The organism is Jannaschia sp. R86511 (assembly GCF_042466345.1).
GTDB lineage: Bacteria > Actinomycetota > Actinomycetes > Actinomycetales > JBBAYJ01 > Aquipuribacter.
In genome coordinates this window covers 4,330,921-4,345,815 of record NZ_JAXHCD010000001.1, presented here as the reverse complement: position 1 = coordinate 4,345,815, position 14,895 = coordinate 4,330,921, and the positions used below count along the sequence as shown (strand labels likewise).

At 75.3% G+C, this 14,895-nt stretch carries 14 protein-coding genes; 5 read left to right on the top strand and 9 right to left on the bottom strand.

Annotated features, from left to right (window positions below):
* Window positions 1–38 precede the first annotated feature (38 nt).
* From SJY06_RS20385 to SJY06_RS20375, 3 genes are all read right to left on the bottom strand, one after another.
* Window positions 39–1,697: a bifunctional 3'-5' exonuclease/DNA polymerase gene (locus SJY06_RS20385; RefSeq protein WP_380169371.1), complete on the bottom strand. Its 1,659-nt coding sequence runs from the start codon at window positions 1,695–1,697 to the stop codon at window positions 39–41.
* Between the two features lie 167 nt (window positions 1,698–1,864).
* Entirely contained in the window at window positions 1,865–3,154 is a 1,290-nt protein-coding gene (locus SJY06_RS20380) for an Nramp family divalent metal transporter (RefSeq protein WP_380169370.1), read from the bottom strand.
* A gap of 107 nt (window positions 3,155–3,261) precedes the next feature.
* Window positions 3,262–3,585 carry a YciI family protein gene (locus SJY06_RS20375; RefSeq protein WP_380169369.1) on the bottom strand — a complete coding sequence of 108 codons (324 nt, stop codon included), beginning with the start codon at window positions 3,583–3,585 and terminating at the stop codon, window positions 3,262–3,264.
* Between the two features lie 228 nt (window positions 3,586–3,813).
* On the opposite strand from SJY06_RS20375, the gene SJY06_RS20370 reads away from it, so the two are divergent.
* Window positions 3,814–5,379 carry a methyl-accepting chemotaxis protein gene (locus SJY06_RS20370; protein ID WP_380169368.1) on the top strand — a complete coding sequence of 522 codons (1,566 nt, stop codon included), beginning with the start codon at window positions 3,814–3,816 and terminating at the stop codon, window positions 5,377–5,379.
* Between the two features lie 14 nt (window positions 5,380–5,393).
* Here SJY06_RS20370 and SJY06_RS20365 read toward each other — a convergent pair whose 3' ends face one another.
* Window positions 5,394–6,059: a GAP family protein gene (locus tag SJY06_RS20365; protein ID WP_380169367.1), complete on the bottom strand. Its 666-nt coding sequence runs from the start codon at window positions 6,057–6,059 to the stop codon at window positions 5,394–5,396.
* Between the two features lie 112 nt (window positions 6,060–6,171).
* Between SJY06_RS20365 and SJY06_RS20360 the strand changes: the two genes are divergently transcribed.
* On the top strand, window positions 6,172–7,659 hold the full coding sequence (locus tag SJY06_RS20360) for a serine hydrolase domain-containing protein (RefSeq protein WP_380169366.1): 1,488 nt from the start codon (window positions 6,172–6,174) through the stop codon (window positions 7,657–7,659).
* Window positions 7,660–7,673: 14 nt separating this feature from the next.
* Here SJY06_RS20360 and SJY06_RS20355 read toward each other — a convergent pair whose 3' ends face one another.
* Together SJY06_RS20355 and SJY06_RS20350 are read right to left on the bottom strand one after the other, a co-directional pair.
* The gene (locus tag SJY06_RS20355) at window positions 7,674–8,789 is read right to left on the bottom strand and encodes a glycerophosphodiester phosphodiesterase (protein ID WP_380169365.1); all 1,116 of its coding nucleotides are present in this window, start codon (window positions 8,787–8,789) and stop codon (window positions 7,674–7,676) included.
* Window positions 8,790–8,893: 104 nt separating this feature from the next.
* On the bottom strand, window positions 8,894–9,541 hold the full coding sequence (locus SJY06_RS20350; RefSeq protein ID WP_380169364.1) for a maleylpyruvate isomerase family mycothiol-dependent enzyme: 648 nt from the start codon (window positions 9,539–9,541) through the stop codon (window positions 8,894–8,896).
* Between the two features lie 68 nt (window positions 9,542–9,609).
* Between SJY06_RS20350 and SJY06_RS20345 the strand changes: the two genes are divergently transcribed.
* Entirely contained in the window at window positions 9,610–9,936 is a 327-nt protein-coding gene (locus SJY06_RS20345) for a hypothetical protein (protein WP_380169363.1), read from the top strand.
* A gap of 32 nt (window positions 9,937–9,968) precedes the next feature.
* Here SJY06_RS20345 and SJY06_RS20340 read toward each other — a convergent pair whose 3' ends face one another.
* The gene (locus tag SJY06_RS20340; RefSeq protein ID WP_380169362.1) at window positions 9,969–10,793 is read right to left on the bottom strand and encodes an SDR family oxidoreductase; all 825 of its coding nucleotides are present in this window, start codon (window positions 10,791–10,793) and stop codon (window positions 9,969–9,971) included.
* A gap of 13 nt (window positions 10,794–10,806) precedes the next feature.
* Window positions 10,807–11,700 carry a DMT family transporter gene (locus SJY06_RS20335; protein ID WP_380169361.1) on the bottom strand — a complete coding sequence of 298 codons (894 nt, stop codon included), beginning with the start codon at window positions 11,698–11,700 and terminating at the stop codon, window positions 10,807–10,809.
* A 68-nt stretch (window positions 11,701–11,768) separates the two neighbouring features.
* On the opposite strand from SJY06_RS20335, the gene SJY06_RS20330 reads away from it, so the two are divergent.
* Complete coding sequence (locus tag SJY06_RS20330) at window positions 11,769–12,623, top strand: LysR family transcriptional regulator (RefSeq protein WP_380169360.1); 855 nt, start codon at window positions 11,769–11,771, stop codon at window positions 12,621–12,623.
* Window positions 12,624–12,638: 15 nt separating this feature from the next.
* Here SJY06_RS20330 and SJY06_RS20325 read toward each other — a convergent pair whose 3' ends face one another.
* Entirely contained in the window at window positions 12,639–14,069 is a 1,431-nt protein-coding gene (locus SJY06_RS20325; RefSeq protein ID WP_380169359.1) for a GntP family permease, read from the bottom strand.
* Window positions 14,070–14,164: 95 nt separating this feature from the next.
* On the opposite strand from SJY06_RS20325, the gene SJY06_RS20320 reads away from it, so the two are divergent.
* Window positions 14,165–14,884 carry a TetR family transcriptional regulator gene (locus SJY06_RS20320; RefSeq protein ID WP_380169358.1) on the top strand — a complete coding sequence of 240 codons (720 nt, stop codon included), beginning with the start codon at window positions 14,165–14,167 and terminating at the stop codon, window positions 14,882–14,884.
* Window positions 14,885–14,895 lie beyond the last annotated feature (11 nt).

Sequence of the window (14,895 nt, the reverse complement as noted above, 5' to 3'; positions counted from 1 at the left end):
ACCCGGCGCCTGGCGCCCGGTGCCCGGCGCCGGGGGCGTCAGCGGGCTTGCGCCCAGGACCCGACGACCGACACCTCGAGCGGGAAGTCGACGGGGAAGTCGCCGAACAGCAGGCGCCCGGCCTCGGCCGCCGCGTCGGTCACGGCGGCCTCGACGTCGGCCACCAGGTGCCCGGGGCAGTGGACGACCACCTCGTCGTGCAGGAACAGCACCAGGTGCGGGCGGTCGGTGAGCGGCCCCTCTCCCAGCAGCCACAACCGGTTGCGCAGCCGCGCCAGCCAGGCCAGCGCCCACTCCGCCGCCGTGCCCTGCACGACGAAGTTGCGGGTGAAGCGCCCCCAGGCGCGCCGGTCACGGGTCTCGGCGTCGACGTCGCGGGGCCGGTCCTCCGTGTCCTGGGTCCACGACCCGGCCGGCACGGGCGACCCGCGGCCCAGCAGCGTGCGGACCACCTCGCCGCGCTCGCCGGCGCGGGCGGCGTCCTCGACGCAGCCGACCGCCGCGGGGTAGGCGCGGGTCATGCGGGCGATCATGCGGCCGCTCTCGCCGCGGGTGCCGCCGTACATCGCGCCGAGCATGCCCAGCTTGGCCTCCGACCGGGTGGCCACGGCCCCGCTGCGCACCATCCCCTCGTACAGGTCGGTGCCCCGGCCCGCGTCGGCCATGGCCAGGTCGTGGCTGAGCCCGGCCAGCACCCGCGGCTCGAGCTGGGCGGCGTCGGCCACCACCAGGCGCCAGCCGTCGTCGGCCACCACCGCGGGACGCAGCGGGGCGGGGATGGTCAGCGCGCCCCCGCCGCGCGAGGCCCAGCGGCCCGTGACCACCCCGCCCGGGACGTACTCCGGCCGGAACCGGCCCGCCTCGACCCAGGTGTCCAGCCAGTGCCAGCCGTTGGTGCTCAGCAGCCGGGCCAGCTTCTTGTACTCCAGCAGCACCGGGACACCCGGGTGGTCGAGCCGTTCCAGGGTCCACGACCGGGTGTCGGGCACCTCCAGACCGGCCGCCCGCAGCGCCGGCAGCAGCGACCCGGGGGAGTCGGGGTTGAGCGCCGGGGCGTCGAAGGCCCCCCGCAGCTGCTGCAGCAGGCGCTCCAGGGTGGCCGGACGCCGTCCCGTGGCCGGGCGCGGGCCCAGCAGCTGCTCGAGGACCTGACGGTGGACGTCCGCGCGCCACGGCAGCCCCGCGTGGGTCAGCTCGGCGGCCACGAGCGCCCCGGACGACTCCGCGGTGAGCAGCAGCCCCAGCCGGGCGCGGTGCTCCGAGCCGGTCAGCGCGTGCTGCTGGCGCACGTGCTCGGCGAGGGCGTCCAGCCCGGCCACCTCGTGGCCGTCGAACAGCGCCCCCACGCTCGCGGTGACGGGCTCCAGCCGGTCCCACGCGGCGGCGTCCTCGTCCGCGGGGCCCAGCCGGCACAGCGGCGAGCGGCGCAGGACGTCGTGCTGCAGCCGCAGGTCGGCGCAGCGTTCCACCCGCACGCCGGCCTGCAGCAGCTCCGGGTACCAGCGGGCCGTGTCGTCCCAGGTCCAGCGGGGCCGGTCGGCCTCGTGCGTGCGGACGAACGCGGGCAGGTCGTCGGCCGGCAGCGCGGTGGTGCCCACGACCTCGGGGCCGCGCAGCTCGACGGCCTCGACCACGTCGTCGACGCGGCGCAGCAGCACCTGGCGGACGCCGGTCGTCGTGCCCTGCCCGTCCGTCACGGCCCCATCCTGGGGCCCCGACCCGACAGCCGGCCGGTCGACGACGCCTTGATCCACGTCCTCGTCGACGGTTCCGGGCGATGTCGCGTCGACAGCGTCTTGATCCACGTGGTCGTCGACGGTTCCGGGCCGTGGGCCGTGGGTCTCGAACGGCCGGGGTCGTCGCGTCAGGCGGTCGAGGTCACCGTGTCCCAGACCTGGTAGACGCCCAGGGCGACGAACAGCAGGGCCGTGAAACCGAGCGCCAGGTTGGTGTGCAGCCTGTTGGCCCACTCCTTCGGCACGCGTGAGCCGTTGAGCAGCCCAAGCAGCGTCACGGCCAGGAACGGCATGAACAGCGCGCCCAGGACGCCGTAGACCAGGATCAGCCCGATCGGCTGGTCCAGCAGCAGCAGGAGCATCGGCGGGAAGGTCAGCCACAGCAGGTAGAACCGGAAGTAGGTCCCGCCGACCCGGGTCTTGGGGGAGTCGGACCCGTCGCCGCGGACGTTGCCCCAGAAGTCCGCGAACATCAGCGAGACGCCGTTCCACACCCCGATGAGCGAGCTGAACGCGGCCGCCCAGAACCCGACCAGGAACGCCGTGCCGATGACGTCGCCGTAACGCTCGTCCAGCACGGCCGACAGGTCGACCAGCCCCGCGTCGCCCGCGCTCAGCGCGACCCCGGCGGCGGCCACGACCTCGGCCCCGACGATCAGCATGGCCACGACGAAGATGCCGGTCAGGACGTAGGCGGTCGTGTTGTCGATCCGCATGACGCGCATGAACCGCGGCGTCACCCAGCCCTTCTCGCGCAGCCAGTAGCCGTAGGCCGCGAGCGTGATGGTGCCGCCCACGCCGCCGGCCAGGGCCAGGGTGTAGAACAGCCCGTCCTCGGGCAGCACCGGCACCAGGCCACGGAACATGTCCGGGATGTTGGGCACGGCGATGACGGCCAGCCCGACGACGGTGACGAACATCAGCCCGACCAGCGCCGCGGTGATCTTCTCGAACGTGGCGTAGCGGTTGAACCACACCATGACGAAGCCGCACAGGCCCATGAGCACGGCCCACACCGACAGCGGCAGCTGCGGGAACAGCGTGGCCAGGGGCAGCGCGGTCGACGACATCGCGGTGGCGCCGTAGACGAAGCCCCACACCATCACGTACGGGCCGAAGTACCAGGTCGTCCACCGGCCCAGCGAGCGCCAGCCCTGGAAGATGGTCAGCCCCGTGGCCAGGGTGAACCGGCCGGCGCCCTCGACCAGCACGATCTTGAGGACGACGCCCAGGAGGACGGCCCACAGCAGGCCGTAGCCGTACCGGGACCCCGCGACGAGGGTGGCGACCATGTCGGGGGCGCCGACGCCGGTGGCCGCGACCACCAGGCCGGGTCCGACCAGCTTCCAGCGCGGTCGCTCCTCGACCCCGGCGGCCGTGGCCCCCGCCGTCGTCGTGCCGTCCTGGTCCTCGCTCATCCCGGGCCCCTCCTCGCGCACCGACCGCAGGGCCGCACCGCCCCTGGCCCGGGAGTCTGCCAGCGGGCCCGCGCCGGGTCCGGGACCCGCGGTCGGTCGGCGCGGGCTCAGTCCGGCCCGGCGAACGCCCGCAGCTCGATCCGGCCGTAGCGGGCCATCGGGTGCGCGGCGGCGACGGCGACCGCCTCGTGCGGGTCGGCGCACTCCAGCACGTCGAAACCCAGGATCGGGCCGCTGACCGTGGCGGTCGTCACCAGCGTCCGCCCGTCTCGGACCCGGACCGTGGTGGCGCCCGCGGCGGGCTCGAGCACCTCGCCGAGCAGGCGCCGGCCCGCCGCGTCGTGGTCCGCGACCCAGGTGTCCACGTCGGGGCCGGGAGCGGGGTCGGTGTCGGGGTGGTCGTCCTCGGCCACGAACATCATGAAGCGCACGGGTCCTCCTGCGTCGGTCGTGATGGCTGGGACCGCCCGGCGGGGCAGGACTCATCGGTGCGGCCGCTGGGCCGATCGGACCACACCGGGACCTTGGTCCCTTGCGCCGGCCCGCGACGGCTCAGGTCCCCCGGCCTCGGTGCCGACCCGGTCCGGGGCGGGCCCGACCGACGGGCCCCGTGGTGAGAGGTGCGTGCGCAGATGTCGTCCAGGTTCCGGCGGGTCACGGTGAGTAGCAGGCTGCTGGTCCTGGTCGTGGTGACGGTCATCGGCATGGCGATGGTCGCCGTGATCGGTGCCGCCCAGGTGCGCAGCACCATCGAGCGCGAGCAGCAGGAGCAGGCCCGTTCGGCGGTCGAGACGGCGCTGGGGGTGGTCGCGTACTTCGGGGCCCAGGAGACGAGCGGGACGCTGACCCGGGCGCAGGCGCAGGAGGGGGCCCAGGACGCGCTGCGCGAGCTGCGCTACGCCGGCGAGGAGTACTTCTGGATCAACGACATGACCCCCGCGATGGTCATGCACCCGGTCAAGCCCGAGCTGGACGGCACCGACCTGAGCGAGAACGAGGACCCGAACGGCCTGCGGCTCTTCGTCGAGATGGTCGAGGTGGTCGAGGCCGACGGCGCCGGGTTCGTCGCCTACATGTGGCCCAAGCCGGGCGAGGAGGACCCGCAGCCCAAGATCAGCTACGTCGCGGGCTACGAGCCCTGGGGCTGGGTGGTGGGCTCCGGGGTCTACGTCGCCGACCTGGACGGCGCGTTCCGCGCCGAGCTGCTGGTGCTGCTGCTCTGGTCGACCCCGGTGGTGCTGGTCGCGGTGGGCCTGTGCGTCCTGGTGTCGCGCAGCATCAGCCGGCCGCTGCGCGCCATGACCGAGGTGCTGGCCGACGCCGACCTGGGTCGACGCGTGGCGGCCCCGGGGGCCGAGGGGTCGGCCAACGAGCTGGACCGGCTGGCGGTCTCCGTCGACCGCTGCCTGGCCAAGGTGGCCGCCGTGGTCGCCGGGGTGACGGCGGCGTCGGAGCGGCTGGGCGAGGCGGCCGCCGGCCTGTCCGGGACCAGCCGGCAGATCGCCGACACGGCCGAGCGCTCGACCGCGCAGACCCACGGCGTCACCTCCGCGGCGGAGGAGGTCAGCACCGGGATGGACACCGTGGCGGCCGGGGCCGAGCAGATGGGGGCCTCGATCCGCGAGATCGCCCACAACGCCACCGAGGCGGCCCGGGTCGCCTCCACCGCCGTCGAGGCCGCGGAGAGCGCCAACGGCACCGTGTCGCGGCTGGGGGAGTCCTCGGTCGAGATCGGCAACGTCGTCAAGGTGATCACCGCCATCGCCGCGCAGACCAACCTGCTGGCCCTCAACGCCACCATCGAGGCCGCCCGGGCCGGGGAGGCCGGCCGCGGCTTCGCCGTCGTGGCCAGCGAGGTCAAGGAGCTGGCCCAGGAGACCGCCAAGGCCACCGAGGACATCACGCGCCGGATCGAGGCCATCCAGGGCGACACGGTCGGGGCGGCCGACGCGCTGGGGACGGGTACGGGGATCATCTCCGACATCAACAGCTACCAGACCACCATCGCCTCGGCGGTGGAGGAGCAGACCGCGACCACCGGCGAGATGAGCCGCGCGATCAACGACGCCGCCGCCAGCGGCCGGGCCATCGCCGGCCTGGTGGCCGAGGCGGCCCGGGGCTCGGCCGAGACCCGTGACGGGGTCGACCACGTGCAGGCGGCGGCCGACGAGATCGTGGCCACGGCGCAGGAGCTGCAGCAGTCGGTGGCCGGCTTCCGGCGCTGATCCGCGGCGGCCCGTCAGCCGATGCCGCCCAGGCCCTGGCCGAGGACCGTCGCGCCGATCAGCAGGAGCACGACGGCGCTGATGGCGCCGGCGTGGCGCAGCAGCAGGTCCCGGAGCCCGTCCAGGGCCCGGCGGCCGGCGCGGCCGCCCACCAGGTCGACGGCGACCACCCCCAGCACGGTGGTGGACGCCAGCACGACGAACAGGGCCGCCGGGACGAGCACGCCGCCCCCGGTCAGGGCGGCCTGCCCCACCGTGCTGACCGAGGCCAGCGCGAAGGCCACGTTCTTGGGGTTGAGGGCGGCCAGGGCGAGCGCCGTGGCCAGGGCCCGCGACGGCGGGGCGCCCGTCAGGCCGGCCGCCCAGCCCGGCGCCGCCGACGGTCCGCCCGGCAGCCGGGCCAGCTTTCGCACCCCCAGCGCCAGCAGCGCCGTGCCGAGCGCCACCCGGGCCCACGACGCCCGGAGCCCGGCCTCACCGTCCTCGCTGCCGACCAGCTCGCCGACCCCGACCGCGACCGCGGTCAGCATCGACAGCCCGACCACCCAGCCGAGCGCGAAGGCCAGGCCGGGGGCACGGCCCCGCGGGCCGCCGACCACGAGCGTCACCGCGACGAGCGGGAAGGGGCTCAGCGCGATGCCGGCCGCGGCCGGGAGCAGCGAGCCCACCTGGTCCAGCACCGACGTCGCTCCTGACGGTCGAGGTCCTCCGGGCCAGCGTCCTCCTGCCTCGCCGTCCTGTCACGGCCCGGGCGGGTCGGGGCGCCCGGGCGCCCCGGGCTACCGTCACCGCGTGCCCCAGACCGTCGCGCCGGACCCCGCCCACCCGACCCTGCCCGCGAGCCCGCCCTCGGAGCAGGGGGTGGACGCCCGCGGCGTGACGGCGTTCCTCGACGCCGTGGAGCAGCTGCCCGACGTGCAGCTGCACGGCCTGGTCGTCGTCCGGCACGGCCACGTGGTCGCCCGCGGTGCGTGGGCGCCCTACCGCGTCGACACCGTGGGCCGGGTCTACTCCGTCAGCAAGGCGTTCACGACCACGGCGCTGGGCCTGGCCGTGGCCGAGGGGCTGCTCGGCCTGGACGACCGGGTGCTGTCGCACCTGCCCGAGCTCGACGCCGAGGTCACCGACCCGCGCAGCCGGGCCCTGACGCTGCGCCACCTGGGCAGCATGGCCGCCGGTCACCTGACCGACGCGCTGGACCCGGCCCTGGCCGTCGACCCGACCGACCTGGTGCGCGGGTTCCTGCGGCTGCCGCCCGAGCGGGAGCCCGGCACGCACTTCGCCTACAGCCAGCCGTGCACCTACACCCTGGCCACGGTCCTGCAGCGCGTCACCGGGCAGCGGCTCGTGGACTACCTGCGCCCGCGCCTGCTCGACCCGCTGGGCGTCGGCCCGGTGGCCTGGCAGCAGGACCCGCCGGGGCGCGACGTCGGCTACTCCGGCCTGCACACCGGGGCGGACGCCGTCGCGAGCCTGGCCCAGCTGTACCTGCAGCGGGGCCGCTGGGAGCAGCAGCAGCTGCTGCCCGGGGCGTGGGTGGAGGAGGCGTCGCGGGTGCAGGTCGGCACGCCCGACGAGGACGACCCGGACTGGCGGCTGGGCTACGGCCTGCAGCTGTGGCGCTCCCGGCACGGCTACCGCGCCGACGGCGCCTACGGCCAGCTCGGGCTCGTGCTGCCGCAGCAGGACGCCGTCGTCGCCCTGACCTCGGAGTGCGCGTCGGTCCAGCCGCTGCTCGAGGCCGTCTGGGAGCACCTGCTGCCGGCGCTGTCCGACGGTGCGCAGGGGGCCGGTGACGCCGATGCGGAGCTGGTTCGCCGTCTGGCCGGGCTCCGGCTGCCCGAGGTCGACGCCGGTCCCGGGCCGGCGGACCCCGCGCGCTGGGACGGGGCGCGGCTGCCGGCCGCCCCCGGCAGCTCGCCGGAGACGCCGGCGCCGACGTCTGTGCGGGTCCGCCGCGCGGACGGGCGCTGGGAGCTGTCGCTGGCCCACGGCGAGCAGGTCCTCGTCGCGCCCCTGGCCGGGGCCGGCTGGCTGACGGACGACGCGCCCGTCACCGACCCCGACGGTGGCGAGGTCGCCCGGGTGCCCGTCGCGACCAGCGGCGGGTGGACGGCCGACGGTGACCTGGCGGTCGACGTGGCGTTCCTGCAGACCCCCCACCGGCTGCGGCTGCACGCCCGGGCGGGGGCGGACGAGGTCGACGTCCGGTGGGTGAGCGCACCGCTGTGGGCGCCGCAGCTGTCCGACCTGGCCGCGCCCGGGGACCTCACCCCCTGACGACGCCGCCCGGGTCAGGAGTCGCGGGCCTCCACGGCCGTGTCCGGGTTGTCGCTGAACACGCCGTCGACGCCGAGGGAGAAGAACAGGTCGTACTCGGCGAACGCGTCGCCGTAGGCGGCCGGGTCGGTGCCGACGCGCAGCTCGGCGGGCAGGAACGTGTTCTCGTTGCGGAACGTGTACGGCACGACCCGCAGGCCGCGGGCGTGGGCCCGGTCGACCAGGTCGGTGGGGGCGGCGAGGGTGCCGTCGGCGGCGCGGGGCACGATCCGGTTCTTGTCCGGGCCGATCCAGTCCGCGTAGCGGGCCACGCCGCGCAGGCCCTGGTCGGTCAGCAGGTCGGCGTAGGTCTCGGTCCGGCCCGCGGCCACGTAGTCGTACGGGGCGCCGCTGCCGGCGACCAGCTGCACCAGCGGCACCCGGGTCATCCGGTCCAGCTCGCGCAGGTTGGTGACCTCGAAGGACTGCACGACGACGGGGGCCCCGGGCGTGCGCAGCCCGGCCGCGTCCAGCGACCGCACCAGCGGCTCCTCCAGCGACAGGCCGATGGAGTCGAAGTACGTCGGGTGCTTGGTCTCGGGCGCGACCCCGATCCGGCGACCCGTGCGCGCGGACTCCGCCGCCGCCAGCTGGAGCACCTCGTCGAAGGTGGGCACCTGGTAGCGGCCGTCGTAGAGGGTGTTGCGCTGCCGGATCGCGGGGATCCGCTCGACGGCCCGCAGGGTCCGCAGCTCGGCCAGGGTGAAGTCCTCGGTGAACCAGCCGGTGTAGCTGACGCCGTCCACCACCTTGGTGGTGCGGCGGTCCGCGAACTCCGGCTTGGTCGCGACGTCGGTGGTGCCGGAGATCTCGTTCTCGTGCCGCGCGACCAGGACGCCGTCGCTGGTGGGCACCAGGTCCGGCTCGATGAAGTCCGCGCCCATGGCGATGGCCAGGCGGTACGCCTCCAGGGTGTGCTCGGGGCGGTACCCGCTGGCCCCGCGGTGGCCGAACACCAGCGGCTCGCCCGCGGTGGCCCGGCCGGGGCCGCTGCCGGTGGTGCCCGCCCCGGCGGGCGAGGACAGGGTCATGGTGGTGGCGACGAGGGCGGCGGCGCCCAGCAGGGCGACGAGGCGGTGGCGGTTGCGCACGGGAGGCACTCCTGGGGCCGGTGACGGCGGACGCCCCAGTCAAGGCCCGTCATGGGCAAACGCACAACGGACGGCGGGTGAACACTCGCCCGACCCGTGGGTCCTCAGCCGATCCGCTCGCGCAGGACGGCCGCGCCGTGGCCGGTCAGGGCCTCGAGCGCGACGCGTCGCCCGCAGGCCGCCAGCAGCAGGTCGACGGCGGGGCCGCTGACCGGGGTCCCGGCCCCCCAGGCGCGGTCCCGATCGGTCGCCACCAGGCGCAGGCCTCGTAGCCGTCCCCGGGGCACGAAGCCGACCGGGCGACCCGTCGTCACGAAGTCCAGGCAGGCCTCGACCGCGCTCGGGGCGGGCTCGTGCGGCAGGCCGAGCGGCCGGCAGACGTCCGCGCCGTGGACGACGACGTCGGTCAGCGGTCCCCGGGCGCCCACGACCGGAGGAACCAGCCGTCGGTCGGCCCGGTCGCGCAGCAGCTGCACGAGCTGCGCGGGGGGCATCTCGGCCACGCGGCCGGCCAGGTCGGTGTTGGCGCGGTGGACGTCACCCCGCGCCCGGACGACCGCGGCGAGCAGCGGGCGGGGCGAGGGGTCGAGCGCGGCGACCAGGTGGCCGACCACGGTCCGGACGGTCCAGCCCGCGCACAGGCTCGCGGCCTGCCACTGCGTCGGGTCGAGGCCGTCGAGCACGTCGGCCAGCCGCCGTCGTTCGACGGCCGCCGCGAGGACCGACGACGCGGCCCGCCCGCTCGCGCTCATGACCCGGGAACGTAGCCCACGGTGCCGGGGTGGGCCAGGGCCGGCCGTCGACGCCTACCGTGGCGGTGGTGAGCCCGCTGACGACCCCGGACGGCCGCTACCTGGTGGTGCGGGGCCGGCTGTGGCGGACCAGCGACCCGTCGCTGCCGTCGGCCGAGCGCGAACGGCTCACCCGTGAGCTGATGGCCGCCCGACGCGACAAGGGGGCGGCCATGAGGGCCGGGGACGACGCCGCGCGGGAGGACGCCCGGTCCCGCGTGGACGCGGCCAAGCGCGCCCTGGGTGAGCGCGGCCCGGTGTGGTGGGACGACGGCGCCCCGGACCTCAACCGGCACCTGGCCCGCACGACGGACTACGCCGACTGGTTCGCCGAGGTCGACCCCGACCGGTCGTGAGCGCGTCGTCGCTCAGGCGGAGCCGCCGTCGCTCAGGCGAAGCCGCCGTTGCTCAGCAGCAGCTGGCCGTTGACCCAGCCGCCCTGCGGGGAGCACAGGAACGTCACCAGGTCCGCGGTGTCCGACGGCAGGCCGATCCGCCCCGACGGGGTCTGCCGCCGCACCGCGGCCTTCACGTCGTCGTCCATCCAGCCCGTGTCGACCGGGCCGGGGTTGACGACGTTGGCCGTGACGCCCAGGTGGGCCAGCTCGTGCGCCGCGGCCAGCACGATGCGGTCCATCGCGCCCTTGCTGGCGCCGTAGGGCAGGTTGCCGACGGTGTGGTCGCTGGTCAGGGCCACGACGCGGCCCGTGCCGGCCGGTGAGGCGAAGCGGCGGCCGTGCTCGCGCACGAGGAGCCAGGTCGCGCGGGTGTTGACGGCGAGGTGCCGGTCGAAGCTCTCGACGGTGGTGTCGAGCAGGCCGGAGTCCACGGACTCGCAGTGGCACATGACCAGCGCGGTCACCGGTCGCCCGAGCCGGTCCTCGACCAGGTCGTACACCGTCGCCGGTGCCGTCGGGTCCGACAGGTCGGCCTCGACGCCGACGGCCTCGGCCCCCCGCTCGGTCAGGTCGGCGGCGATCCGTCCCGTCGCGCCGTCCTCCTCGCCCCACGCCATCCGCCGGTCGTACGGGGTCCAGGAGGTGAACCCGACGTCCCAGCCGGACGAGGCGAGGCCGCGGGCGATGGCGGCGCCGATGCCGACCGTCCGCCCGACCCCGGTGACCAGCGCGACCGGCCGGGAGGGACCGCCGGGTTCGCGGTGACGGACGGGCGCCGTCGCGGGTCGGGCGGCCGTGGGCGGTTCGCTGTCCACGGGCCGAGGGTAGTCAGGCCGGCCCCGACCGGTCGCGCAGCAGCACCGCGAGCGCGTTGGCGGCGACGACCGCGCCGACCGCCAGCCACGACAGCCAGGCCAGCCGCTCCCCGAGCACGACCAGCCCGACCAGGGCCGCCAGCACCGGGTGCACGCTCATGAACAGGCCGAAGAACCGGGCCGGGACCCGTCGCAGCGCGAACAGGTCGACCACCATCGGCACGGCCGAGGCCAGCACGCCCGCGGTGACCGCGAGGGCCAGGGCCGTCGGGGTCGGCGGGTGGTGCAGCAGGACGAGGACGCCGACCGGGACGAAGACGGTCCCCGACACCACGGCGGCGGCGGCGGAGCCGGACGCCCCGGGCACCCGGCGGCCCACCGTGCGGTTGAGCAGGATGTAGCCGGCCCAGCACCCCGCGGCGAGCAGGGCGAGCCCGATGCCGACGTAGTCCGTCGACGGCTGCGGGCGCAGCAGGACGACGACCCCGAGACCGGCCAGGGCGGCGCAGGCCAGGTCGACCCGACGGCGGGAGGCCACCAGTGCGACCGCGAGCGGGCCCAGGAACTCCAGGGTGACGGCCAGGCCCAGCCCGATCCGGTCGACGGCGCTGTAGAGGGTGACGTTCATGGTGCCGAACACCAACGCCAGCAGCAGGACGGGCCACCACTGCGCCCAGGTGAACGAGCGCAGCCGGGGGCGGGTGAGCAGCAGCAGGGTCAGCCCGGCGACCCACTGCCGGACCGCGACCACCCCGACGGGGGTGATGGTCCCGAACGCGTTCGCGCCGGCGGCCGCGCCGAGCTGGTTGGACAGCGCCCCGGTGAGCATCAGGGCCAGGCCGGCCGGGCGCACCCCCTGCGCGGGGGGCGCGGGGGCGAGGGTGGGCGCCGTGGCGGTGGTGGTCATGGGGCGACTGTGCGCCTGGTCGGTCCATCCGCAGAATGCATGGCCGGAGCCATCTATACGCTGTGGTCATGGCTGTGGAGCTGCGTCACCTGCGCTGCCTCGTGGCGGTCGTCGAGGAGGGCACGCTCACCGACGCGGGCATCGCGCTGGGCGTCTCGCAGGCGGCCGTCTCCCGGACCCTGGCCGCCCTGGAGGCCGAGCTGGACGCCACGCTGGTCCGCCGGACCAGCCGCGAGCTGGCGGTGACCGACGTGGGCGCGACGGTCCTGGTCCACGCCCGTCGGGTCCTCGCCGAGGCCGACGTCCTGGTCCGCGAGGCACGGAGCGGCCACGCCACGCTGCGGCTCGGCTACGCCTGGTCCGCGCTCGGTCGGCACACGCTGCCGTTCCAGCGCCGGTGGGCGCAGGTGCGGCCGCAGACGGCGCTGCAGCTGGTCCGTACGCACTCGCCGACCGCCGGCCTGGCCGAGGGCACGTGCCCGTTGTCGGTGGTCCGCACGCAGCCCGACGCGCGGCGCTACGACAGCGTGGTCGTCGGTCTCGAGCGCCGGTTCTGCGCCCTGGCCGCCGACGACCCGTGGGCCCGGCGGCGGTCGATCCGGCTGGCCGAGATCAGCGACCGCACGCTGCTGATCGACGACCGGACGGGCACCACGACCTTGTCGATGTGGGTCGAGGGCGAGCGGCCGGCGACCGAGCCGACCAACGACGTCGACGACTGGCTCACCGTGATCGCCACGGGCCGGGCCGTGGGCGTGACGGCGGAGGCGACGGTGTCCCAGTACCCCCGGCCCGGGGTGGTCTACCGGCCGATCCGTGACGCGGAGCCCATCGCGGTCCGGCTCGCCTGGTGGCGCGGGGAGCGGCACCCGGCCACCGACACCGCCGTCGAGCTCGCGAGCGCCCTGTACCGCGAGGCCTGAACGCCGGCGGTGCGCTCAGAGCAGCAGCGCCCCCAGCAGCAGCACCACCACCAGCCCCGTCAGCCCCTGGACCAGGGTGGCGGCGGTGTGGGCGCGGTAGGCCGTGGTCACCGACATGCCCGAGAACTGCGACACGACCCAGAAGTACGAGTCGTTGACGTGGCTGACCACCATCGCGCCCGCCCCGATCGCCATCACGGCCAGCACCAGCCCGATCGGGACCGGGCCGAGCTCGCCGGTCAGGCCGAGGGTCTCCATCAGCGGGGCGGCGATCGAGGACGTGATGACGATGGCGGCGGTGCTGCTGCCCTGCGCGGTCTTGAGCAGCGCGGCGATGGCGAACAGCACCAGCAGCGACAGCACCCCGCCGACGCTGCTGCCGTCGCCGAGCAGGGCCTGGATCTCGTCGGGGATGGGGCTGGCCCCGATCACGGCCCCGAATGCGCCGCCGGCGCCGGTGATCGTGATGATGACGGCGGCGTCGACGATGCCCTCGCCGACCCAGGTGCCCAGGGCCTCCTCGTCGCGGCTCGGGGGAAGCAGCAGCAGCGCGGCCACCACGCCGAGCAGCAGGGCGACGGCCGGCACCCCGACGAAGGCGACGACGGTGCCGAGCGCGCCGTCGACCAGCGTCGTGTCCTCACCGGTGGGCAGCGCCGCGACCGAGCCGACGGCCATCAGGCCGATGGGCAGCAGGATGGGCGTGAGCGAGCGGCCCAGCGACGGGATGCGCTCGAACTGGGCCTTGTACTCCTCGAACGACTGCTGCGCGTCGGGCAGCGAGGACTCCAGGCCCGCGGTCATCCGCTGCGCCCACAGCAGCCCGGCCGCCGCGGTGACGAGCGAGACCCCCATCCCGAACACGATCACCCAGACCAGCCCGGACGGGCCGATGCCCAGGTTGCCGGCGGCGGCGATCGGTCCCGGGGTCGGGGGGACGAAGGTGTGCGAGGCGTACAGCCCGGTGGCCAGGGCCGTGCCGAGCACGACGGGGTTCTTGCCGGTCCGGCGGGCGATGGACCGCTGCAGGGGCGACAGCACCACGTAGCCGGAGTCGCAGAACACCGGGATCGAGGTGATCCAGCCGATGATCGACATCCCCAGGGCCGGTTGCCGGTCGCCGAGCAGGCGCAGCACGCCGTCGGCCAGGGCCACCGTGGCGCCGGTCCGCTCGAGGACCTTGCCGATGATGGTGCCGAACAGGATCACCAGGCCGATCCCCGCCAGGATGTTGCCGAACCCCTCGGCCACCACGCCGTTGAGGTCCTCGATCGCCGGTCCGTCGGCCCCGCTGAGCTCCCCGACCGCCAGCGCCCCCAGGCCGAAGGTGTAGGTCCCGGCCAGGATCGACAGGAACGGGTGCAGCTTGAGCCGGGCGATGAGCAGCACGATGAGCACGACGCTCACCGCGAGCAGGGCCAGCAGGGACGGGCCGGTCGACGTCATCGTCGGTCCTCTCGGTGGGTGGGCGCAGACCCTCGCACCGTCACGCGGCGGTCGCCCCTTGCCGCGCCGCTGAACGCACGTTTAGGGTGCTGAACGTGAGTTCAGCATCGACGCCGACGCAGGTGGACCTGACGGCCCGGGCCCGCATCCGGGACGCCGCGGTGCTGAGCTTCGCCGTGCACGGGTTCGGCGTGGGGCTGCGGGCGATCGCCAAGGACGCCGGCGTGAGCGCGGCGCTGATCGTCCACCACTTCGGGTCCAAGGACGGGTTGCGCGCCGCCTGCGACGAGCACGTCCTGGCCGCCATCCGCGACGTCAAGACCGAGACGGTCACCGGGGCGACGGTCTCGAGCCTGTTCGCCCAGCTGGTGGCCATGGACGACTACGTGCACCTGGTGGGTTACGCGCTGCGCAGCCTGCAGGCCGGCGGGGACCTGGCCCGGGACTTCGTGGACCACTTCGCCGCCGACGCCGAGGTCTACTGCGCCGCCGGCGTGGCCGCGGGGACGATGGTGCCCAGCCGGGACGAGAAGGCGCGGGCCCGCCACCTGACGGTCATGGGGTTCGGCACCATGCTGCTCGACCTGACGCTCAACCCGCCGCAGGACCCCACGGACCTCAAGGCCGCCCTGCACGGCTACCTCGAGCGCAGCGCCCTGCCGATGGTCGAGCTGTTCACCCACGGCCTGATGACCGACAACACGGTCCTGGACGCCTACCTGCTGTACATCGGCGACCCGCCCGCCGCCGGTTCGTCCGGCGGCCCGCGTGAGCCCTCGCCGCCGACCTCACCCAGCCGGGAGTCCCAGACGTAGAGAGGTCCCCA

What these genes read in the sequence shown, in the direction of transcription:
- SJY06_RS20380 (WP_380169370.1), bottom strand. Translation starts at nt 3,154, where the DNA reads ATGAGCGAGGACCAGGACGGCACGACGACGGCGGGGGCCACGGCCGCC.
- SJY06_RS20350 (WP_380169364.1), bottom strand. Translation starts at nt 9,541, where the DNA reads ATGAGCGCGAGCGGGCGGGCCGCGTCGTCGGTCCTCGCGGCGGCCGTC.
- SJY06_RS20335 (WP_380169361.1), bottom strand. Translation starts at nt 11,700, where the DNA reads ATGACCACCACCGCCACGGCGCCCACCCTCGCCCCCGCGCCCCCCGCG.
- SJY06_RS20330 (WP_380169360.1), top strand. Translation starts at nt 11,769, where the DNA reads ATGGCTGTGGAGCTGCGTCACCTGCGCTGCCTCGTGGCGGTCGTCGAG.
- SJY06_RS20325 (WP_380169359.1), bottom strand. Translation starts at nt 14,069, where the DNA reads ATGACGTCGACCGGCCCGTCCCTGCTGGCCCTGCTCGCGGTGAGCGTC.